Origin of the sequence: Acidovorax sp. CCYZU-2555, from assembly GCF_018413525.1 — a bacterium.
Classification (GTDB): Bacteria; Pseudomonadota; Gammaproteobacteria; order Burkholderiales; family Burkholderiaceae_C; genus Comamonas.
This window is the reverse complement of sequence record NZ_JAHCDD010000007.1, coordinates 89,749-110,374: the sequence shown is the minus strand read 5'-3', so window position 1 is coordinate 110,374 and position 20,626 is coordinate 89,749. Positions and strand designations below refer to the sequence as shown.

General features: G+C 66.3%; 17 protein-coding genes. 5 read left to right on the top strand and 12 right to left on the bottom strand.

Annotation, left to right across the window (positions count from 1 at the left end):
• Positions 1-675, top strand: a 675-nt coding sequence (locus KHY18_RS04165) for an NUDIX hydrolase (protein WP_249728899.1), incomplete at its 5' end; no start/stop codon positions are given.
• 16 nt (positions 676-691) lie between these two features.
• Here the strand turns inward: KHY18_RS04165 and KHY18_RS04160 are convergent.
• The 4 genes from KHY18_RS04160 to KHY18_RS04145 all read right to left on the bottom strand — a co-directional run bounded on the left by KHY18_RS04160 (position 692) and on the right by KHY18_RS04145 (position 7,331).
• Positions 692-2,353, bottom strand: coding sequence for a Na/Pi cotransporter family protein (locus tag KHY18_RS04160; protein ID WP_213294618.1), 1,662 nt, complete (start codon positions 2,351-2,353; stop codon positions 692-694).
• Between the two features lie 461 nt (positions 2,354-2,814).
• Complete coding sequence (lspA, locus tag KHY18_RS04155; protein ID WP_213294615.1) at positions 2,815-3,321, bottom strand: signal peptidase II; 507 nt, start codon at positions 3,319-3,321, stop codon at positions 2,815-2,817.
• Positions 3,321-6,173, bottom strand: coding sequence for an isoleucine--tRNA ligase (ileS, locus tag KHY18_RS04150; protein ID WP_213294612.1), 2,853 nt, complete (start codon positions 6,171-6,173; stop codon positions 3,321-3,323). Before ileS ends, lspA begins: the two co-directional genes overlap by 1 nt.
• 108 nt (positions 6,174-6,281) lie before the next feature.
• The gene (locus KHY18_RS04145; protein WP_213294609.1) at positions 6,282-7,331 is read right to left on the bottom strand and encodes a bifunctional riboflavin kinase/FAD synthetase; all 1,050 of its coding nucleotides are present in this window, start codon (positions 7,329-7,331) and stop codon (positions 6,282-6,284) included.
• 165 nt (positions 7,332-7,496) lie between these two features.
• Between KHY18_RS04145 and KHY18_RS04140 the strand changes: the two genes are divergently transcribed.
• On the top strand, positions 7,497-8,066 hold the full coding sequence (locus KHY18_RS04140) for an HNH endonuclease (protein ID WP_213294606.1): 570 nt from the start codon (positions 7,497-7,499) through the stop codon (positions 8,064-8,066).
• A gap of 37 nt (positions 8,067-8,103) precedes the next feature.
• Here the strand turns inward: KHY18_RS04140 and KHY18_RS04135 are convergent, their stop codons facing one another.
• From KHY18_RS04135 to KHY18_RS04115, 5 genes are all read right to left on the bottom strand, one after another.
• A complete protein-coding gene (locus KHY18_RS04135) occupies positions 8,104-9,303 on the bottom strand; it encodes a PepSY-associated TM helix domain-containing protein (RefSeq protein WP_213294604.1) in 1,200 nt (399 codons plus the stop codon).
• Entirely contained in the window at positions 9,303-11,762 is a 2,460-nt protein-coding gene (locus KHY18_RS04130) for a TonB-dependent siderophore receptor (protein ID WP_213294602.1), read from the bottom strand. Before KHY18_RS04130 ends, KHY18_RS04135 begins: the two co-directional genes overlap by 1 nt.
• Positions 11,763-11,867: 105 nt before the next feature.
• Positions 11,868-12,833, bottom strand: a complete 966-nt coding sequence (locus KHY18_RS04125) for a FecR family protein (RefSeq protein WP_213294600.1) — start codon at positions 12,831-12,833, stop codon at positions 11,868-11,870.
• A 42-nt stretch (positions 12,834-12,875) separates the two neighbouring features.
• On the bottom strand, positions 12,876-13,352 hold the full coding sequence (locus KHY18_RS04120) for an RNA polymerase sigma factor (protein ID WP_213294598.1): 477 nt from the start codon (positions 13,350-13,352) through the stop codon (positions 12,876-12,878).
• A 159-nt stretch (positions 13,353-13,511) separates the two neighbouring features.
• A complete protein-coding gene (locus tag KHY18_RS04115) occupies positions 13,512-14,438 on the bottom strand; it encodes a LysR family transcriptional regulator (RefSeq protein ID WP_213294639.1) in 927 nt (308 codons plus the stop codon).
• 107 nt (positions 14,439-14,545) lie between these two features.
• Between KHY18_RS04115 and KHY18_RS04110 the strand changes: the two genes are divergently transcribed.
• Both KHY18_RS04110 and KHY18_RS04105 read left to right on the top strand, forming a co-directional pair.
• Positions 14,546-15,217 (top strand): orotate phosphoribosyltransferase, encoded by a 672-nt coding sequence (locus KHY18_RS04110; protein WP_213294596.1) that lies wholly within the window; start codon positions 14,546-14,548, stop codon positions 15,215-15,217.
• Complete coding sequence (locus KHY18_RS04105; protein ID WP_213294593.1) at positions 15,214-16,473, top strand: hydantoinase/carbamoylase family amidase; 1,260 nt, start codon at positions 15,214-15,216, stop codon at positions 16,471-16,473. The genes KHY18_RS04110 and KHY18_RS04105 overlap by 4 nt, the downstream gene beginning before the upstream one ends.
• A 32-nt stretch (positions 16,474-16,505) precedes the next feature.
• On the opposite strand, the gene KHY18_RS04100 is transcribed toward KHY18_RS04105, so the two are convergent.
• Positions 16,506-17,129, bottom strand: coding sequence for a DUF2238 domain-containing protein (locus tag KHY18_RS04100; protein WP_213294590.1), 624 nt, complete (start codon positions 17,127-17,129; stop codon positions 16,506-16,508).
• A 167-nt stretch (positions 17,130-17,296) separates the two neighbouring features.
• On the opposite strand from KHY18_RS04100, the gene KHY18_RS04095 reads away from it, so the two are divergent.
• Positions 17,297-18,244, top strand: coding sequence for a bestrophin family protein (locus KHY18_RS04095; protein WP_213294587.1), 948 nt, complete (start codon positions 17,297-17,299; stop codon positions 18,242-18,244).
• Between the two features lie 4 nt (positions 18,245-18,248).
• Here the strand turns inward: KHY18_RS04095 and KHY18_RS04090 are convergent, their stop codons facing one another.
• Positions 18,249-19,364, bottom strand: a complete 1,116-nt coding sequence (locus KHY18_RS04090) for an acyl-CoA dehydrogenase family protein (RefSeq protein WP_213294584.1) — start codon at positions 19,362-19,364, stop codon at positions 18,249-18,251.
• Between the two features lie 9 nt (positions 19,365-19,373).
• The gene (locus tag KHY18_RS04085; RefSeq protein ID WP_213294582.1) at positions 19,374-20,555 is read right to left on the bottom strand and encodes an acyl-CoA dehydrogenase family protein; all 1,182 of its coding nucleotides are present in this window, start codon (positions 20,553-20,555) and stop codon (positions 19,374-19,376) included.
• Between the last annotated feature and the right edge of the window lie 71 nt (positions 20,556-20,626).

Genomic DNA, 20,626 nt, shown 5'->3' with positions numbered 1-20,626 from the left:
CTGCGCGCGATGGGCATCGATATCGTGCGCCGCGATGCGGCGGGCGAAACCGGCTGGTGGCTGCAGGTGCAGGCCGGCGAGGGCGCGACGCTGGCGCTGAACCGGCTGGCCCAGGTGCTGCGCGCCGACGGCCGCTGCGGGCCCTGGCGCAACGAGCAGCTCGCGGTGCGCAATGCGGCCGGCGAGTCCATCGCGACCGTGGAGCGCGGCGCGGTGCGCGTGCTGGGCATTCCCACCCTGGCCGTGCACTTGGTGGGCGTCGCACCCGACGGCAGGCTATGGGTGCAGCAGCGCGCGGCCGACAAGGCGATGTTTCCGAATCGCTGGGACACGCTGATGGGCGGCATGGTGTCTGCGCAGGACGATCTCGACACCGCGCTGGCACGCGAAACCTGGGAAGAGGCCGGTCTGCGCCTGGAGGCGCTGCGAGACCTGCGCCATGGCGGATTCTTTGAATTGAACCAGCCCAGCGACGAAGGCGACGGCTGCGGCTATATCCGGGAGCGCATCCATTGGTATGTGGCGACCGTGCCCGATGGCGTGCTGCCCGACAACCAGGACGGGGAAGTCCAGGGCTTTGCGCTGCTGCCCGCCGACCAGGTCCAGGCCTGGGCCGGCGAGGAGCGCTTCACGCCCGAGGCGGCGCTGGTGTGGGCCGGGTATTGGGGCTGGTAAGCCCGCCCCGGCACTGTCACTCCTGCTTGGCCAGGGGCTTCTCGCGCAATCGGCTGGGCGCCAGCGCGCCGGCCGATTCGAGAATGGGATAGGCCACCGAGCACAGCAGCGAGTTGATGCGCTTGAGTTCGCTGATCAAATCGATGTGTAGCGAGCTGGTCTCTATGCTGGGCATGGTGTTGTCCGACAGCCGCACCAGATGCGAGGCCGAGTACGCCAGCTCCAGATCGCGAAACCGCGCCTTTTCTTCGAGCAGCTTCTGCGCGTCGCGCACATTGCCCGTGAGGAACACGCTCATCGCCAGCCGCAGGTTGTCGAGCAGGCGGGCATGCAGGTCGTTGATTTCCTGCAGGCCGGCCGCGGAGAACTGCCGGCCCTTCTTGATCTTCTTGGTCTCGATGTCCTGCAGCACGCGCTCGATCAGGTCGCCGATCTGCTCCATGTTGATGGTGAAGCTGATGACTTCGGTCCAGCGCTGGCCTTCCTTCTCGTCGAGCTCGGCGCGCGAGATCTTGGTCATGTAGTACTTGATCGCCGAGTACAGCTCGTCGACGGTGTCGTCGAGATGGCGCAACTCTGCCGACAGCTTCAGGTCGTCGTTGACCACGACCTTGTGCATGCCGATCAGCATGGCTTCGACGATGTCGGCCTGGTGCAGCGCTTCGCGCGCGGCGCACGAAATGGCCAGCGACGGGGTAGCCAGCGCCGACGCGTCGAGGTGGCGCGGACGCAGCGGATTGCCCGAGCCCGGCGCGGGCTTGGGCAGCAGCGTGGTGACCCATTTGGCGACCATATTGGTCATGCCTATGAAGAACAGCGTATTGAAGATGTTGAACGCGAGGTGGAACAGCACCACGTTGCGCGCACCGTCGCCGATGATGGGTCGCACATGCTGCATCCACAGTCCGACCGCGGGCAGGGCCAGCGCCACGCCCATGATCTTGAACAGCATGTTGCCCACGGTGACCTGGCGCACTTCGGCGCTGGACTTGGCCGTGGTCAGCACGGCGACCAGGCCGCTGCCCAGGTTCGCGCCCAGCACCAGGCCCAGCGCCACGTCGAGCGGCACGGCGCCCGAGCTGGCCATGGCGGCAATCAGCAGCACGATTGCCAGGCTCGAATAGGCCATGACCGCGAGCACCGCGCCCATCAGCAATTCGAGGAAGATATCGCTGGTCATGGAACCGAGCAGCGTGCGTATCACGTTGGACTCGACCAGCGGTTCCGTGGCTTCGACGACCAGGCGCAGCGCCAGCAGCATCACGCCCAGGCCGATCAGCACCCGGCCTATGCGCCCGGCCGTGCTGTCCTGGCGCGTGATGAACAGCACCACGCCGACAAAAATCAACAGCGGAGAGAGCCAGGAGAGATCGGTGGCGAACAGCACCGACATCATCGCCGTGCCCACATCGGCGCCGCGCATCACGGCCAGCGCCGAGGGCAGGGTGATAAGGCCCTGGCCGACGAACGACGAAGTCATCAGCGAAGTCGCGGTGCTCGACTGCACCAGCGCGGTCACGCCTATCCCGGAGAGCACCGCGGAAACGCGGTTGCCCATGCTGCGGGCAAGCAGATTTCGCAGGTTCGCACCGAAGACGCGCAAGACCCCGGTTCGAACCATGTGGGTACCCCACACAAGCAGTGCGACGGCGGCCAGAAGGTTGAGTAAGTGTTTCATGGGCAGAACCAATCACTATAGCGCGATGTGCGTGTCTGCGCCACAAAAGTGGTCGAAATGACGCGTTTGCGCGCGTTTATGCGCGTTTGACCTACGTGGCGCAGTGTTGGAGCTCGCTCATCCATGCGCAATGTTAAGCGAGGCTTGGGCTCGAAATTCCGTTCGTGCTGAGCGGGGTAAGCGAGCCGAAGTCTCGCAAGGCATCAAAAAGAAACATCGGGCCTCGACCCCCGTTCGTCCTGAGCTTGTCGAAGGATGAACGGCCTGCGCTCAAGTCATGAGGACGGGCCGTTCATGGTTCGACAAGCTCACCACGAACGGGTCACTGTTTTGTCGCCGTTTGCAAAAAATAGACCACCTTCTAAGTCATTGATTTGGTTGACAAAAACCTGTCTCTTGAGATCCGTCGCGACCAAGGATGAACGGCTTGCCCTATGACCACAGGGCCGGCTACGGCCGTTTCAGGCGCCGCTCTTCTTGCGCATGCGACGCAGCTCGTCGAGGATCAGCAGCACCGCACCGATGCTGATCGCCATGTCGGCCACGTTGAACGCCGGAAAGTGCGACGTACCCCAGTAGAAGTCGAGAAAATCGACCACATAGCCATGCTGCAGGCGGTCGACCACATTGCCGATCGCGCCGCCCAGGATGCTCGACAGCGCCAGGCCCAGCAGCCGTTGGCCGCGGTGGGCGTGCAGCTGCCAGACGATGACCACGGTCGCGACCACGCCAATGCCCGTGAACAGCCAGCGCTGCCATCCGCCGGCGTCCGCCAGGAACGAGAACGCCGCGCCGGTGTTGTGCGCGCGCACGATGTTGAAGAAGCCCGTGATCGGCGTGAAATCACCGAGCTGGTAGTACGCCAGGATCCACTGCTTGGTGAGTTGATCGACGACGATCAGCAGCAGCGCCCAGGCCAGCCACGGCCAGATGGCCGGGCGCGAGGCGGTGGGAATGGCTGTGACCATCAGGCGACTTTCCGGTCTTCACCGGCGCCATGCAGATTGCTGTCGCAGCGGCCGCACAGCGTCGGGTGGGCGGGGTTGACGCCCACGTCTTCGCGGTAGTGCCAGCAGCGCTCGCACTTGTCGTGCGCGCTCGGGGCCACGGTCGACTGCAGTGCAGCGCCGGCCACGGCCTGCGCGGCCGAGGTGATGAACACGAACTTCAGGTCGTCGCCCAGGCTTTGCAGCAGCGCCAGATCTTCGGGTTCGGCCGCCAGCGTGACTTCGGCCTGCAGCGACGAGCCCACTTGGCCCGTGGTGCGCACGGCTTCGATGTCCTTGTTCACCAGATCGCGGATTTCGCGGATGCGCGCCCACTTGGCGAGCAGCGCCGCGTCGCCCGCGGGCAGGTCGCTGAACTTCTCCAGGAAAATGGTTTCGCTGTCGCCGAAGATCTTCCAGGCTTCTTCCGCGGTGAACGACAGGAACGGCGCCATCCAGCGCAGCATCGCATGCGTGATCTGCCACAGCGCGGTCTGCGCCGAACGGCGTGCCAGGCTCTTGGGCGCGCTGGTGTACAGGCGGTCCTTGAGCACGTCGAGGTAGAAGCCGCCCAGGTCTTCCGAGCAGTACAGCTGCAGCTTGGCGACCACGGGGTGGAATTCGTAGACCTGATAGTGGCCCAGGATCTCGCCTTGCAGCTGGTGCGCGCGCGCCAGCGCGTAGCGGTCGATTTCGAGCATCTGCTCGAAAGGCACGCTGTCGGTCGCGGGGTCGAAGTCGCTGACGTTGGCCAGCAGGAAGCGCAGCGTGTTGCGGATGCGGCGATAGGCATCGACCACGCGCGCCAGGATCTTGTCGTCGATGGCCAGGTCGCCCGAGTAATCGGTCGAAGCCACCCACAGGCGGATGATTTCGGCGCCCAGCTTGCTCGACACGTCCTGCGGCGCGACGGTGTTGCCCACCGACTTGCTCATCTTCTTGCCCTGGCCGTCGACGGTGAAGCCGTGGGTCAGCAGGCCGCGATAAGGCGCGCGGCCGTAGATGGCCGAAGCCAGCAGCAGCGACGAGTGGAACCAGCCGCGGTGCTGGTCATGGCCTTCGAGGTACAGGTCGGCTTCGGGGCCGCTGTCGTGGTGCATGTCGGGGTGGGTGCCGCGCATCACATGCCAGAACGTCGAGCCCGAGTCGAACCAGACTTCGAGGATGTCGGTGCTCTTGGTGTACTGGGCGGCTTCCTCGGCGCCGAGGATTTCCTCGGTGCTCACGCGGCTCCAGGCCTCGATGCCGCCTTGCTCGATCATGGCCGCGGCCTGGTCGATGATTTCCATGGTGCGCGGATGCAGTTCACCCGAGTCCACATGCAGGAAGAACGGCAGGGGCACGCCCCAGCTGCGCTGGCGCGAGATGCACCAGTCGGGCCGGCCGGCGATCATCGCGCGCAGGCGCTCCTTGCCGTTTTCGGGGTAGAACTGGGTCTGCTCGATCGCCGCCAGCGCGGTCTCGCGCAGCGTGCCCGGCGCCTTGTCCTTGGTGAACACGCCTTCGCCTTCATCCATGCGCACGAACCACTGGGCGGCCGCGCGGTAGATCACCGGCGTCTTGTGGCGCCAGCAGTGCGGGTAGCTGTGGGTGATGGTCTGGCTGTCGAGCAGGCGGCCGGCGTCGCGCAGCGTCTCGATGATGACCGGCGCGGCCTTCCAGATATGCTGACCCGCGAACAGCGGCAGCTCGGGTGCGTACACGCCGTTGCCCTGCACGGGGTTGAGGATGTTGTCGTACTCCAGGCCGTTGGCGACGCAGGAGTTGAAGTCATCCACGCCATAGGCAGGTGCCGAGTGCACGATACCCGTGCCGTCGTCTGCCGTGGCGTAGTCGGCCAGGTAGACGGGCGACAGGCGGTTGTAGCCGGCGTCGACTTCGGCCAGCGGGTGGCGGAAGTTCAGGTGGTCGAGCTTCTCGCCCAGCGCCGTGGCCAGCACCGTGCCTTCGATATTCCAGCGGGCCAGACACTTCTCGACCAGCGCGCTGGCGACGATCAGCACGCCGCGCTCGGTGTCGACCAGGCTGTATTCGAGCGCGGGGTTGACGTTGAGCGCCTGGTTCGCGGGGATGGTCCAGGCGGTCGTGGTCCAGATGACGATATAGGCGGTCTTGGACAGCTGGGGCAGACCGAAGGCCGCGGCCAGCTTTTCAGGCTCGGCCGAGGGGAACATCACGTCCAGCGTCTGGCTCTTCTTGTCGGCGTATTCGATTTCGAACTCGGCCAGCGACGAGCCGCAGTCGAAGCACCAGTACACGGGCTTGAGGCCGCGGTAGACGTAGCCGCGCTCCATGACACGCTTCAAGGCGCGCAGTTCGGCGGCCTCGTTGGCGTAGTTCATGGTCTTGTACGGGTTGTCCCAGTCGCCGAGCACGCCCAGGCGCTTGAAGTCGGCCATCTGCTGGGCGATCTGCGCGGTCGCGAACGCGCGGCTCTTGGCCTGCATTTCGTCGCGCGGCAGATTGCGGCCGTGCAGCTTCTCGATCGCGTTCTCGATCGGCAGGCCGTGGCAGTCCCAGCCCGGCACGTAGAGCGCGTCAAAGCCTTCGAGCTGGCGGCTCTTGACGATCATGTCCTTGAGCACCTTGTTGACCGCGTGGCCGATGTGGATCTGGCCGTTGGCATACGGCGGGCCGTCGTGCAGGATGAACTTGGGCGCGCCGCAGCGTGCGTCACGCAGCTTCTTGTAGACACCCTGGTCTTCCCATTCCTTGGTCCAGCCGGCTTCCCGCTTGGGCAGGTCGCCGCGCATGGGGAACGGGGTGTCGGGCATGTTCAGGGTGCTGCGATAGCTGCTGGCAGCGGCGGGGGTATTTTTGGCTTGATCGGACATGGAAACCTTCAAAGCGAAGCGTTGCCCGGGGAAGTGGCCCGGACATGGAAAGCGGGGCGGGAGTGGAGCGCGGGCGACATGCCCAGCTCCTGAAGCGCAGGGCGCGCGTCAAATTCGATCGCGGGTCGTTTGCCGACGGGTTTCGGTGTAAGTGGGCGCGGGCAGCGCGGCAAACAGCGCGCGCGCATCATCGCAGTCCTTGGCAATCCCTTCGGTGAGAGATTGCAGACTGTCGTACTTCAACTCGTCATGCAGTTTGTGCAGAAGTTCCACGCGGATGATTTTACCGTATGCCCCTTCAGCCCCCAGGTGGGCGGGCCAATCGAGGCAGTGGGTTTCGAGCAGCACGCGCCCGCCGTTGACGTCGTTCGGGTCCAGCGAAGGGCGCACGCCCAGGTTGGCGACGCCTTGCAGCGGCTGGTCGGACAAGCCGTGCACATGCACGGCGAAAATGCCGCCGGCCGCGGGCTTCCAGTGCGCGAAGCGCAGGTTCAGCGTGCGAAAGCCGTCGTGCGCGCCCGCGCTCGACTCGGCGAGCTGGCGGCCGAGCTTTCGGCCATGCAGAACATGGCCCGAAATCGTATACGGGTGGCCCAGCAGGCGCGCGGCGGCGTCCATCTGGCCCGCGGCCAGCGCGTCGCGCACCGCGGAACTCGACACGCGCAGGCCGTGCACTTCGTAGCTGTTCATGCGCGCCACGTCGAAGCCGCTGCGCTGGCCCGCGGCGTCGAGCATGGCGTAGTCGCCGGCGCGCTTGGCGCCGAAGCAGAAATCGTCGCCGACCAGCACATAGCGCGCGCCCAGACCTTCGAGCAGCACTTCGTCGATGAAGGCCTGGGGCGACTGGCTGGCCAGTTGCTGGTTGAACGGCAGCACCACGACCTGGTCCACGCCGCAGCGCTCCAGCGCTTCGAGCTTGTCGCGCAGCGTGCAGATGCGCGCCGGCGCGAGCCCGGGCTGGTTCAGCACCTTGGCGAAATAGTCGCGCGGATGCGGCTCGAACGTGAGCACGCAGGTGGCGACGCCGCGCTGCCGGGCTTCGCCCGCGAGCAGGGACAGCATGGCCTGGTGTCCGCGGTGGACACCATCGAAATTGCCAATCGTCAGGGCACAGGCTGGTTCACGCCCCGAGTGCTGGAAGCCGCGGAAAATCTTCATCAATATGCTTTGGTTTTGATAGCGATGCGCGCATGTCCATCCAGCGCAGCCTGCGGGTTTTCGCTCAAAGCGAGTATATTGCCAGAGACACGTTGGCTCCGATCCACGGGTTGTTTCGGTCGGGCCGATGTTCCTTGGCGATGGTGATTGCAAAGGAGGCATGTTGTGAAGGTGCTGAAATTGTCCGCGCAGGGACTGCCCCAGTCCTGGCTCACGCTCGAACAGGCGGTGTTGTATTACGCCGCCGATGCCGTGCGCTGGGAGTCCGGGGGCGCGATCGCCTGTTTTCGCGGCGGCCACAACGCGCGCACCGGCCTGCAGTCGGTGATCCACGTCAACAGCATCATCGGCACGCGCGGCATGCCCGCCATCAACCCGCATGCGCTCAAGCCCGGCCTCACCAACAGCAAGCTGTTCGCGCGCGACCGTTGCGTCTGTGCCTACTGCGGCCAGCTTTTTGCCGACAGCGACCTGACGCGCGAGCACATCCTGCCCCAGGCCGCGCGCGGCCAGGACCACTGGATGAACGTGGTCACGGCCTGCCGCCCCTGCAACCACCGCAAGGGCGCGCGCACGCCCGAGCAGGCGCGCATGCCGCTGCTCTATGCACCCTATGTGCCCAGCCTCTGGGAAGACTTCATCCTGCGCAACCGCCGCATTCTGGCCGACCAGATGGAGTTTCTGACCGCGCATCTGCCCAAGAGCTCACGCATGCTGCTGGGCCCCGAGGGCTGAAGCCGATTTTTCCCGGACCCGCGCCGCCGGAAAGTTCTCAGCGCCGGGCACGGGCACGCCGCTTGCGCAGCCAGATCAGCACGCCGGTGATGCTCAGCATGGCGATGCCGGCGCCTGCGCCGGTCATTGCGACCTTGTAGGCGCTGCCGCCTACCGCGGCCATGTGCAGGCTGCTGATCCAGGTGATGAACGTGTCGCCGCCCGCCGCTCCCGTGGGAAACCAGGTGGCGACCAGCGCGCCGCTGTTGCCGTCCAGAAACAGCCGCGTGCTGCCGCCGCGGTCCTTGATGTCCAGGCTGCTGCGCACGTCATAGCGGTAGAGCCCCCGAACGGGGTCGTAGGCCAGTGAGCTTTCGCGCAGCACGGAAAAACCATGCAGTGCGGCCTGGGCCTGCATGAGCGCCCGGGCACGCAGATGCGCCGCACGCCAGTCCAGGGCGGGCTGCCGCAACGCTTGGGACCGACGTGGCAGATCCGCGGTGCCGGGCTGTTGCATGCTGACGGTCCGCAGCAGGGGATCGTGCCATTGCGGCAGATTGAGCGCAAAGCTGCTCCAGGCGAGAACGAACAGCACCGGCCACAGCCACAAGCCGCCGGCGCGGTGCAGATCGAACGTCGCCCGCCAGCGGCTTTGCAGGTCCAGCTTCCAGGCGCGCGCCCAGCGCGCAGACCAGGCGGAGCGAGGGCTTTTCGACCGGGCCGGCAGCGTGAGATAGAAGCCCGCGAAGCTATCGAGCATCCACAGCAGCGACACCAGTCCCAGCAGCCAGGTGCCTACCGTCCCGAGCGCAAGAGAATAGTGCAGGCGATAAAGAAAGGGCATGAGGTTGCGCCAGGTCTGCGACACATCGCCCCATCGGCGCTCTCCCAATATGCGCGCGCTGTAGGGGTCGATGAAGACCTGGTCGTTCTCGAGCCGGCCTGCGCCGGGCAAAGGCCGCAGCAGAAACACCGCCGCCTCGCCGGGCTCGGGCGCGAGGGGCACGCGTGCCGCCAGGGCCTGGGGATGGCGCGCCTGCACCGCTTCGCGCAGCGTCAGTGCATCGAGCGCGGGCGCGCCCGGGGACGGCGGCTGCACGCGGAACCAATGCGGATTGATCGCGGCGTCCAGCTCCGCATGCCAGGCCAGCAAGCTGCCCGTGAGCCCGGCCATGAGCAAAAAGGCGGCCAGCGTCAGACCGGCCAGCCGGTGGGCCACCACCATCCCTGCGCGCAGGGACGCTCCAGGCCTGGGCATCACCAGCGGTAGATCAGGTTGGCATTGGCCTGGCGCGCGTCGCCGTAGCGGCAGATGGCGAACTCGCAATAGGTGAACTTCTTGTTGGCCAGGTTGCTGACGTTGAGGCTCAGGTCCCAGTGCGCGTCGATGCGGTAGGCGAGCATGGCGTCGATCAGCAGGTAGGCCGGCATGGGCGTCGCAATGCCGGATGCCTGCGTCGTTCCCTTGTAGCGGGCGCCGGCCGCCAGGCGCAGCTGCGGCAGACCGAATGCGCCGAAGTTGTAATCGGCCCAGAGCGCGGCCTGGTGGTACGGCGTGTCCTCGCTGCGCTGGCCGATCTCGCTGGCGATGGTGCTGCGGGTCACACGCGCATCGGTGTAGGCATAGGAGGCAATCACGCTGAGCGCGCGGGACAGCTCGGCCTTGGCTTCGACTTCGAAGCCGCGGGAACGCATGCGGCCTGTCTGGCGGTAGCTGTTCTGCCCGGCGTCGAACTTCAGCACATTGGCCTGCTCCAGCGTGTAGACCGCGGCGCTCAGCAGCATGCGGCTGCCTTCGGGCTGGAAGCGCACGCCAGCTTCGTACTGCTTGCCGCGCGTCGGACGGAAAGTCTGGCCCGAGACTTCGGACACGGACACCGGGAAGAACGATTCGCTGTAGCTCAGGTACGGCGCCAGGCCGTTGGCGGCCTTGTAGACCAGGCCGGTGCGCCATGTGGTGGCTTCGTCCTTCTGCACGGCATTGCTGCCGTCACGGTGCGCGGTCTGATCCTGTTCGGCCCAGTCATGGCGCATGCCGAACAGCAGCGACCAACGTTCACCCAGGTTGATCTGGTCCTGCGCGTACAGGCCGGTCTGCGTGGTCTGCAGGCGCGAGCCGCGGTTCAGCGAAGGGGAGCGATTGACCACCACCGGCTGGCCGTAGTTGTAGGTGGCGAGGTTCAACGACGAGGTGTTCGCGCGGAAGTTCTGCGAGTCGTAGTCCATGCGGTAGATGTCCAGTCCCGCCAGCAGCTTGTGTTCCGCGCCCCACAGCGAACCGTTCCACTCCACCCGGGTGTCGGAGGCCAGGCCCTTGGCATGCTCCTGCCGGTCGCTGTACTGGCGGCGCAGAATGCCCGTCGAGGCCGCCGCGCCAATGGCCGCGGCGCCGGTCTGCGCCTGCAGATAGTTCCAGGTCACCTTGGACTCGAACAGGCGCAGGCGGTGGTTGATGCGCGTGCCGGCGTTCAACGCGTGGTCCAGCTCATAGCCCAGCGCGAACATCTCGCCGTTCATCTTGTCGTAGCCGGGCTCGCCGATGAAATCGCCGCGCGCGATGGTGTAGGGGCCCTTGCCGACGCCGTCGACCAGCTCGAAAGGCAGGGGCGCCGAAAAGCGCGTGTCGGTCTTCTGGTAGAAGGACAGCAGCGTGAAGGACGTGTCCGCGCTGGGCCGCCAGGTGAGTGCCGGAGCGATGTAGAGCTTGTCGTCCTGAACATGCTTTTCTGCGGTGTTGCTGTCGCGCGCCAGCATGGTCAGCCGGTAGTCGAGCGTTTCGCTGCCGGGCACCGCGCCGCTGAAGTCGGCCGTCAGTTGACGGCGGTCGTGGTTGCCCAGCTGCAGACCCAGCTCGCGCAGGGGCTCCGACGTGGGGCGCTTGCTGACAGCGTTGACCACACCGCCGGGTGAAAGCTGGCCGTACAGCACCGAGGCCGCACCGCGCAGCACTTCCACGCGCTCCAATCCATAGGGCTCCTGAATGCCGTCGTAGGAATTGCTCTGCAGTCGCAGCCCGTCGCGCATGGAGCCGCTGTTCGCGGACTCCACATCGATGCCGCGAATGCGGAAGCGGTCGGCCGTGCGGTTGAAGCTCGTCGGCTGGCTGGTGAAGCCGGGCGTGTAGTTCAGCGCCTGGGCCAGGGTTTCGGCCTGGCGGCTGCGCAGTTCCTCGTTGGTCACCACCGAAATCGACTGCGGCGTCTCGATGATGGGCGTATCGGTCTTGCTGCCCGACATGGCGCGTCTGGCCACATAGCCCGACAGGGGCCCGGTGGGCGTCTCGGCGTCGACGGCCGCCGTCACCGTGACGGCGGGCAGCGCCGGGTGGGCATTGCCCACGGGCAGCTGCGGGCGGATGGAGATGGTGCGCGGGCCGCTGTGCACGGCGGTGAGGCCGCTGCCAGCGAGCGCCCGGTCCATGGCCTGCTGCAACGTGAGGCCGCCGGGCAGGGCCGGCGCCACTTTGCCTTGCAGCAGCGCCGCGTCGGCGCCAATCGCCATGCCTGTCTGGCGTGACAGCGCATTGAGCGTCTGTGCCAAGGGCTGGGCCGGCAGCGCGTTGGGTACGCGCTGTTCGCTGGCGGGCGGCTGTGTCTGGGCATGGACGGCGGCGGCGCTGCCCAGCGCGGCCAAGGCCGCGGCACAGGCCAAGGTGCGTACCGCCCATGATGGAGCGTACAGTCGCGCGGTCCGCGCTGCGGGAGGGAGTCTGGTCATGAGAAAGTGCTTCTGTTGGAGGGTTTCCTGCAGAAGACTCACGAAAGCCCCGAACCCTGACAAAAAATCTTCGCCTTTTTTCACACCGCGTCATGGGCGCGTGGCTCAGCGCAGCTCCACCTGCATTTCGCCCGCGGCATTGCGCAGCACGCGCACCGGCAGCATGTCGGGCAGACCGGTGAGGAATGCCTGCGGTTGGCGCAACGGGAAACTTCCCGAAAGCCGCAAGTGCTTCAGGCGCGGGTGGCTGCCCAGCCGCAAAGGCTGCTGCAGATAGTCGTTCCATTGGGCCAGCACCTGGCCCAGCGGCGTGTCGTGGAACACCAGCCATCCGCTGCGCCAGGCGCCCACGTTGTCGGCGGGAATTTCCGTGCGCGGGCCCAGGCCCTGGCCGTTCGCCTCGACCGCCTGCCCCGCCGTCAAGGTGACTGCCGCGGCGGGCTCCACGCCGGTGGATGCGCCGGCGCCATCTCCACGCAGCACCGCGACCTGGCCTTCAGCCACTTCCACGCGCATCTGACCGTGGCGGGTGCTGACGCTGAACGTGGTGCCGAGCACACGCACCAGGCCCCATTGCGTCGCGACGGTGAACGGGCGATCCGTGTCTCGGGCCACATGGAAGCGCATTTCGCCCTGCATCAGCTGCACTTCGCGCCGGTCACGGTACAGCACGATGCGCGTGCGGGTGTGCGGCGCCAGGCTGACTTCGGAGCCGTCAGGCAAGCGCATTTCACGCTGCTGCGCATGTTCCGTTTGCAGCGCCAATTCGTAGACGGGCTGCTGCCAATACCAGCGGCCGCCACCCCACAGCAGCGCGGCGAGGCCGCCCATGCCCAGCACTCCCAGGGCGTTGCGCCGCGTGCGCGCGGGACTCTGGCGCTGGGGCACCGGAATGTCCGACTGCAGGAAGCTCGCGTCGGTGCTGTCCCACAGGTTTTGCGCGGTCTGCAGCGCGGCGCGGCATTCGGGCGAGCCGGTACGCCACTTTTCCAGTTCGCTCTGCGCGGCCGCGGCCTTTTCGGCGTCACCGTGGTGCACGCGGCCGACCAGCAGCAGGGCGGTTTCCACCATTTTGCGCGGAGGTTCAGAAAATGCCATGGCTGGTTTTCGTTTTCAGTGGCGCGACGGCGCATGGGCCGCGCAGTCGAGAATGCCGCGCATGACGTGGCGTTCGATATTGGTTTCGGTGGTCCCCAGGTGTTCCGCGGCTTCGCGGTAGCTGTAGCCATAGATGCGGACCAGGATGAAAACGTCGCGGCGCTTGCGCGGCATGGCCTCCAGGCGCGCCAGGAAGCGGTTCAGCTGTTCACGCGCTATCGCGCTGCTTTCGGCGCAAGGGGCATGGGAAGGTGCGACCAGCGCCAGCGCGTCGAGCACGCGTTGTTCGGTCGCACGGCGCGTCGCACCCCGCGCGGCCAGGTTGCGCGCGGTCTGGTAGAGCAGGGCGCGGGCGTCGAGAACGCTGCCGCCAGAGTGCTGCAGCGCGTAGATGCGCGCGTAGGCGCTCTGTACCAAGTCGGCGGCGACATCGCGGTCGCCTGCGCTGCGCGTGAAATACCGCAGCAGTTCTCTGTAATAGCGCTCGGGCACAAGCACACCTCAGCCGGATGACGGAAAGAGAACTCCTAGCTTGGCTGAGATGCGGGAAAAGCGCCCTGTAGCTGGGGAGGAGGGAGCCTGGATTCTACCGGCGCGCGCGCAAAGACTGCGCTGGCGGCTGGGAGAACCTGCGCTGGCAACGCGGCCCGTCTAGACCTGCTTTTCCTGCACCAGCGCCGCCGCGAAATGCCGCGCGGGCGCGGGCAGGTCGGCAAAGCGCGTCGCATACAGGTTGAGGCCGCGTTCGGCCCAGGCGTCGGTCAGCGGCACGGCATGCAGCTCGCGCGTTTCGCCCAGCCGCTGGTAAGCGCCTTCGGGCATCACACCCACGCCCAGTCCGCATTCGATCATGCGGCACATCGCGCTCAGGCTGTCGACTTCGATGCGCTGGCGCAGCATGCGCCGGCCCGAGCGCGCTTCGCGGTCCAGCGTTTCCTGCACGATGGAGCTGTCGCGCAGGCCGACCTGCGCATAGTCGAGCGCCTCCTCATAGGCGAGCTGCGTGTGGCGCGCCAGCGCGTGGTCGCCCGGCATGATCAGCACCATGCGTTCGCGCCGGTAGGGCATGGATTCGAGGCCTTCGGCTTCGTCGCAGGGGCTGCACACGCCCAGGTCGGCCAGATGGTCGCGCACCGCGCGCGCCACGTTGCGGCTGGTCGCCTGGCGCAGGTCGATGCGGATGTCGGGGTGGCGCTGCGCGAACAGCGCGATGTGCTCGGGCAGGAACTGCTCCACGGCCGAGGCGTTGGCGCTCAGGCGCACCAGGCCGCGCACGCCGCGCGCGTATTCAATCAAATCGTCGCGCAGGTGTTCCACGTCGAGCAGGATGGTGCGCGCGTGTTCGAGCAGCACTTGCCCGGCAGGCGTGGGGCGCACGCCGCGCGCGTGGCGCAGCAGCAGCGGGGTGCGCGCCAGCGACTCGAGTTCGGCGATGCGCTTGCTCACTGCAGACGCGACCATGCCGCCATGCTCGGCGGCGCGCGCGATGCTGCCGTGCTCGCAGATGAGCACGAACAGGTCGAGCGAAGCGAGGTCGATCTGGCGCAGAAAGCTGCGCGAGGAAGTGAAGTCGGACAAGGGCATGCAGCGCGAGCCATCGTGGTTGGGAACGGCTTGAGGAATTTTAGCCACTTCTGGTTGGACGGCTTGGTTCTTAACATGGCGTTTTGCCCACGGACATTTCCATGCTTCTTTCCGACTCCGACGCACCCCGCGTTGCCCAGGCCTTGGTAGGGCTGGGTGCCGTGCGCATTGCCGCGCACCAGCCGTTCTTCTACACCTCGGGCTGGGCCAGCCCGGTCTATGTGGATGCGCAAGTGCTGATGTCGGATGTCGCGCTGCGCGGCGAAATCATGGACCTCGCGGCGCGCTGCGTGCAGCCGGTGATCGCCGCGCGCGGCATCAATGCCATCGTCGGCACCGAAAGCTCGGGCATTGCCTTTGCGGCATGGCTGGCCGAGCGACTGGAGCTGCCCATGCTCTATCTGCGCAAGCGCCCCGTGGGCTGGGACATCACGGCCCAGCTCGAAGGCCGGCTGCCCGCCGATGCCAAGGTATTGCTGGTCGACGACGTGACCACCGACGGCCGCTCCAAGGCCGGCACCGTCGCGGCGCTGCGCCGCGCGGGCCCCGTTGTTGAAGACGTGCTGGTGCTGCTCGACTACGCGCTCTACGCCCAGGAGGCCAGCACGCTGGCCGAGCATGGCCTGTCGCTGCATGCGCTCGCCACCTGGAAGCATCTGCATGAAGCCCTGCTGGCCAGCGGCCAACTGAGCAGCGCGCAACAAGCCACGCTCGCCGACTTCTCGGCCTCGCCCGTGGCCTGGTCGCTGCGCAACGGAGGGACCGGCGCATGATTGCCTGCACCACTGTGACCGACACCCGTGCGCTGGCCGAATCGCTGCTGGCCGACATCCGCGAAGCCACGCGCGACGGCCTGGGAGTGACGCGCGAGAGCTATGGCAAGGGCGAGAACACCGCGCTGCGCATTCTCGCGGACAAGGCCGATGAACTCGACCTGCGCCACGAAACCGACCGCGCCGGCAATCTGTGGCTGAGCCTGCCCGAAGACCAGCGCGACGCGCCTTATCTGGTGATAGGTTCGCACGCCGATTCCGTGCCGCAGGGCGGCAATTTCGACGGCCTGGCCGGCATCGTCGCCGGCATGCTGATCCTGGTGGGCCTGCGCGGCCGCCATGAAGACGCGCCGCCGGTGCGCGTGCTGGCGCTGCGCGGCGAGGAAAGCGCTTGGTACGGCAAGGCCTACCTGGGTTCGCTGTCGCTGCTGGGCAAGCTGCCTGCGGCCACGCTGGCGCGCCCGCGCCGCGACGGCCTCGATACCTTGAGCGAAGCCATGACGCGCTGTGGCGCCGATGTCGCGGCCATAGGCCGCGGCGAGGCGCTGATCGACATCGCCGATATCGCTGCCTACCTCGAAGTGCATATCGAGCAGGGCCCGATCATGGTCAACCGCGGATGGCCCGTGGCCCTGGTCACCGGCATACGCGGCAATGTGCGCCACAACCTGATCCGCTGCATAGGCGAGTCGGGCCACTCGGGCGCCGTGCCGCGCTGGCTGCGCAAGGACGCGCTGCTGGCCGTCGCCGAGCTGCTGTCGCGCATGGACGAACACTGGCGCGTGCTGCTGCAGATGGGCATGGACATGGTGATGACCACGGGCATTTGCTCCACGTCGGCGCAATCGCATGCGGTCTCGGTCATTCCCGGCGAAGTCGCTTTCAGCTTCGAAGTGCGCAGCCAGGACACGCAGACGCTCGAACGCTTCTACACCTTGATGCGCGAAGAGTGCGCGGCCATCGAGCGCGCGCGCAACGTGCGCTTCGAATTCGACGACCGCCTGTTCACCGAGCCGGCGATCATGGATGCGGGCTGGCTCGATCGCATGGAGGCGGTCGCCGCACCGGGCGACAAACTCGAACGCATCGCCAGCGGCGCCGGTCATGACGCGGCCGTGTTTGCCAACGCGGGCGTGCCTTCGGGCATGGTGTTCATCCGCAACGAGAACGGCTCGCACAATCCGCACGAAGCGATGGATATCGATGATTTCCTGGCGGGCGTAGCATTGCTGCAGCGCAGCATGCTGTCGGTCTGAGAATGCGCCAGGCGCGGGCCGGCCGGCGCCCTTCAGCGGGCGGCGGTCAGTTGTGCGATCTGTCGGTCCTGCCAGCGCGACAGCGACAGCAGGGCAACCACCGCGCCGAGCAAGGCGAAGGCCATGTCCGATTGTGTGTCCCAGGGATCGCCCTGCGTGCCCAGAAATTCGTCGGCGCCCTGGCCCAGCGCAATTGCCGCGGCCCATTCGATCAGCTCGTAGCTGGCGCTGATGGCCAGCACGATGCAGACGACGACGAAAGCCAGCATTCTTGCGCCTTTGACATAGCCGCCGCGCAGCAGGATTTCACGCGCCACCAGCGCCGGCACGAAGCCCTGGGCGAAGTGGCCTATCTTGTCGTAGGGGTTGCGCGACAGGTCCAGCCACGACTGCATCTCGAAGCCGAATGGCACGCGCGCGTACGAGTAGGTGCCGCCGACGATCAGCACCAGCGCGTGCAGGCCTATGCAGACGTAGAGCAGGGGCGTGAGCGGAAAGCGCGAGCGCGTGGCCCACAGAATCGGCAGCGCGATGAGCACAGGCGCGACTTCGAGCCACCAGGTGGTGCGATCGAACGGCGCCACCGAAGACATGATCAGGGCGATCAGGCACAGCAAGGTCAGTGCGGACAATGGCTTGAAAGCGGAATTTCCCATTTGCATTGAGCGCCTTTTTTTGTACTGGCGAAAGTGCGCCGCATATCCAGTGAGGAACGCATGGCCTTGCGCTCTATTCGATAATCTTTGGCTGTGCTGAATATTTCGATGGCATGACCGTCGGAAACTGCATTGTAGTGTTGACCTTTTCCTGACTGCCCCCCGCAATGATCGTTCGCGAGCGCCCGGCCGGTTTCCGGCTTTTCCTCATCTTGCGGGGCTCTGTGTTGCAGCGCATTCGCCTGTCACTGACCATCAACACGCTGCTGGCGATTGCGGTGACGCTGGCCCATGGCAGCCTGTTCTCCGTGAAGATCACGCTGACGCCCATTCCCTTCACGCTGATCGGCCTGCCGCTGGCGATCTTCCTGGGCTTTCGCAACAACACCGCCTACGACCGCTACTGGGAAGGCCGCAAGCTCTGGGGCGAGATGGTGATCCAGGCGCGCACGCTCGCGCGCCAATGCCTGGGCCTGATCAATCTGCCGCAGGCCGTCGATGCCGCGCAGCGCGACACCGATGTGCGCGTGCGCATGGTGCACCGCGCGATCGCCTATGCGCATGCGCTGCGCCTGCAACTGCGCGACCAGCCCGAATCCGACGACGTGCAGCGCTGGCTCACGGCGAAGGAGTGGGAGGCCTTGCGCCGCAAGCCCGTGGGCAAGCGCGCCGACGCGCTGATGATGACCATGGGCCAGGAGCTGGGCGACTGCGTGCGCCGCGGCGAGATCGACCCCTGCCTGGCCACGCGCTTCGACACCACGCTGACCGAAATGCTGGGCGCGGCGGCCTCGTGCGAGCGCATACGCCACACGCCCATGCCGTTCTCCTATGCGCTGCTGCTGCACCGCACGGCCTACATGTATTGCTTTTTGCTGCCGTTCGGCCTGGTCGACATCACGGGCTTCATGACGCCGTTCGTCGTCGCCATCGTCGCCTATACGTTCTTCGGCCTCGACGCGCTGGGCGACGAGCTCGAAGAGCCGTTCGGCATCGAAAGCAACGACCTGCCGCTGGACACTATCTGCCGCGGCATAGAGATCAGCCTGCTCGAGGCCTTGAACGACCCGAACGTGCCGGTTCCTCTGCAGCCGGTCAATTACCAGCTGACCTGAGACTTCAGGCGAACACTCCCGCCGTCTCCTGCATCCCCGCCGACACTTCGCCCAGATGGTGCAGGCTGTCGCCGAACGTCATCTCGAGCTGCGTGAGCCGCTTGAAATAGTGGCTCACGATGTACTCGTCGGTCACGCCTATGCCGCCGTGCAGCTGCACCGCCTGCTGGCCCACAAAGCGCATCGCCTGGCCCAGCTGCACGCGCGCACGCGCTATCGCCAGGTGGCGTTCTGCGGCCGGGGCGGTGATCTTGAGGCTGGCGTAATAGCTCATCGAGCGTGCGAGTTCGAGCTGCATCTTCATGTCGGCGACGCGGTGGCGCAGCGCCTGGAAGCTCGCGATCACCACGCCGAACTGCTTGCGCTGGTTCATGTAGTCGACGGTGATCGCCAGCGTCTGCTCCATCACGCCCACGGCTTCGGCGCACAGCGCGGCGTTGGCTACATCGGAGGCCAGCGTCAGCGCCGTGAGGCCGTGCTGGGTCAGCAGCGTGGCCGGCGCATCGGTGCATTGCAGTTCGGCCGCGCGACCGCCGTCCTGCGTGCCGTAGCCGCGCAAGGCGACGCCGCTGGCGTTGCGCTCAACGAGGAACAAGGCGATCTGGCCGCCCAACTGTGCCGGCACCAGGAAAGCGTCGGCCTGGTCGCCCACGGGCACCAGGCTCTTGTGCGCCGTGACCACATGGCCGTTGCCCGAGGCTTTGGCCGTGGCGCTGCAGACATCGAGGCGGTAACGCGCCTTGCGCTCCTGTTGGGCGAGCACGACCAGGGCCTCGCCGCTGGCGATCTTCGGCAGCCACTGCGCCTGGACATCGGCGGGCGCGTACTGGCTCAGCACGGCGCTGGCGACCACGGCCTGGGCCAGCGGCTCGAGCACGATGCCCCGGCCCAGCTCTTCCATCGCGACCATCACGTCGACCGGGCCCTGGCCCAGTCCGTCATGCGCTTCGGGCACGGCCAGCGCGGTGAGCCCCAGTTCGGCGAGTTCGGTATAGGCAGCGCGTGAAAAGCCGCCTGCGGCCACGATTTCACGGCGGCGCTCGAAGGTATAGCCCTTGCTCACCCAGCGGCGCACGGCGTCGCGCAGTTGCTGCTGGTCTTCGGAAAAATTGAAATCCATGATGTCTCCTCAGCCGAACACGGTTTGCGCGACGATATTGCGCTGGACTTCATTGCTGCCGCCATAGATGGTGGTCTTGCGCATGTTGAAGTAGGTCGAGGCCAGCGGCGCATTTGCCACATCGCCGCCGGGGAAGTCGCCCTGCCAGCCGGCTTCCATGGCCTCTTCGATGAAGGGCAGGCTGAACGGGCCCGCGGCCAGCATCATCAGCTCGCTGTAGCGCTGTTGAATCTCGCTGCCCTTGATCTTCAGCAGGCCCGCGATGTCCAGCGGGTTCTTGCCCGAAGTCTCGGCCGAGAGCACGCGCAGCACCATCATTTCGAGCGCGATCACATCGATTTCGAGCAGCGCGATCTGGTCGCGAAAGCGTTGGTCTTCCCAGACGCCTTCGGCCTTGGCGATGCGCTTGAGGCGCTCGAGTTCGCGCTTGGAGCGGTTCACGTCGGCGATGTTGGTGCGCTCGTGCGACAGCAGGTGCTTGGCATAGGTCCAGCCCTGGTTCTCTTCGCCGATCAGGTTCTCGACCGGCACCTTGACGTTGTCGAAGAACACTTCATTGACTTCGCATTCGCCGTCGAGCAGCTTGATCGGGCGCACGGTCACGCCGGGCGTCTTCATGTCGATCAACAGAAAGGAGATGCCGGTCTGCGGCTTGCCTTCGGTGCTGGTGCGCACCAGGCAGAAGATCCATTCGCCATACTGGCCCAGCGTGGTCCAGGTCTTCTGGCCGTTGACCAGGTAGTGGTCGCCCTGGCGCTCGGCGCGCGTCTTGACCGATGCCAGATCGGAGCCCGAGCCCGGCTCGCTGTAGCCCTGGCTCCACCAGACTTCGCCGCTGGCGATGCCCGGCAGAAAGCGCTGCTGCTGCTCGGCATTGCCGAAGGCCATGATCACCGGCGCGACCATCACCGGGCCGAACGGAATGACGCGCGGCGCGCAGGCCAGCGCGCATTCTTCCTCGAACAAATGCTTTTGCACCGCGCTCCAGCCCGGCCCGCCGAAGGCCGTGGGCCAGCCATGGCCCAGCCAGCCGCGGTTGCCCAGAATCTTGGCCCAGCGCTGCAGGTCGTCGCGCGACAGCCGCAAAGCGTTGCGCACCTTGTGCGCGATGTCCTCGGGAAGATTGCTGCGGACCCAGGCGCGAACTTCTTCGCGGAAGGCCTGCTCTTCAGGGGTAAATGCGAGATCCATGCGTCAGTCTCCTGTGATGGGAGATTTGTAGCACGGGCGTGCTTTTTTGTGCTGTCCGCAGCGGGACACCC

Coding starts and splice junctions, on each gene's coding strand:
- KHY18_RS04160 (WP_213294618.1), bottom strand. CDS start 2,353: ATGAAACACTTACTCAACCTTCTGGCCGCCGTCGCACTGCTTGTGTGG.
- lspA (WP_213294615.1), bottom strand. CDS start 3,321: ATGGTCACAGCCATTCCCACCGCCTCGCGCCCGGCCATCTGGCCGTGG.
- ileS (WP_213294612.1), bottom strand. CDS start 6,173: ATGTCCGATCAAGCCAAAAATACCCCCGCCGCTGCCAGCAGCTATCGC.
- KHY18_RS04145 (WP_213294609.1), bottom strand. CDS start 7,331: ATGAAGATTTTCCGCGGCTTCCAGCACTCGGGGCGTGAACCAGCCTGT.
- KHY18_RS04135 (WP_213294604.1), bottom strand. CDS start 9,303: ATGCCCAGGCCTGGAGCGTCCCTGCGCGCAGGGATGGTGGTGGCCCAC.
- KHY18_RS04130 (WP_213294602.1), bottom strand. CDS start 11,762: ATGACCAGACTCCCTCCCGCAGCGCGGACCGCGCGACTGTACGCTCCA.
- KHY18_RS04125 (WP_213294600.1), bottom strand. CDS start 12,833: ATGGTGGAAACCGCCCTGCTGCTGGTCGGCCGCGTGCACCACGGTGAC.
- KHY18_RS04110 (WP_213294596.1), top strand. CDS start 14,546: ATGCTTCTTTCCGACTCCGACGCACCCCGCGTTGCCCAGGCCTTGGTA.
- KHY18_RS04105 (WP_213294593.1), top strand. CDS start 15,214: ATGATTGCCTGCACCACTGTGACCGACACCCGTGCGCTGGCCGAATCG.
- KHY18_RS04100 (WP_213294590.1), bottom strand. CDS start 17,129: ATGGGAAATTCCGCTTTCAAGCCATTGTCCGCACTGACCTTGCTGTGC.
- KHY18_RS04095 (WP_213294587.1), top strand. CDS start 17,297: ATGATCGTTCGCGAGCGCCCGGCCGGTTTCCGGCTTTTCCTCATCTTG.
- KHY18_RS04090 (WP_213294584.1), bottom strand. CDS start 19,364: ATGGATTTCAATTTTTCCGAAGACCAGCAGCAACTGCGCGACGCCGTG.
- KHY18_RS04085 (WP_213294582.1), bottom strand. CDS start 20,555: ATGGATCTCGCATTTACCCCTGAAGAGCAGGCCTTCCGCGAAGAAGTT.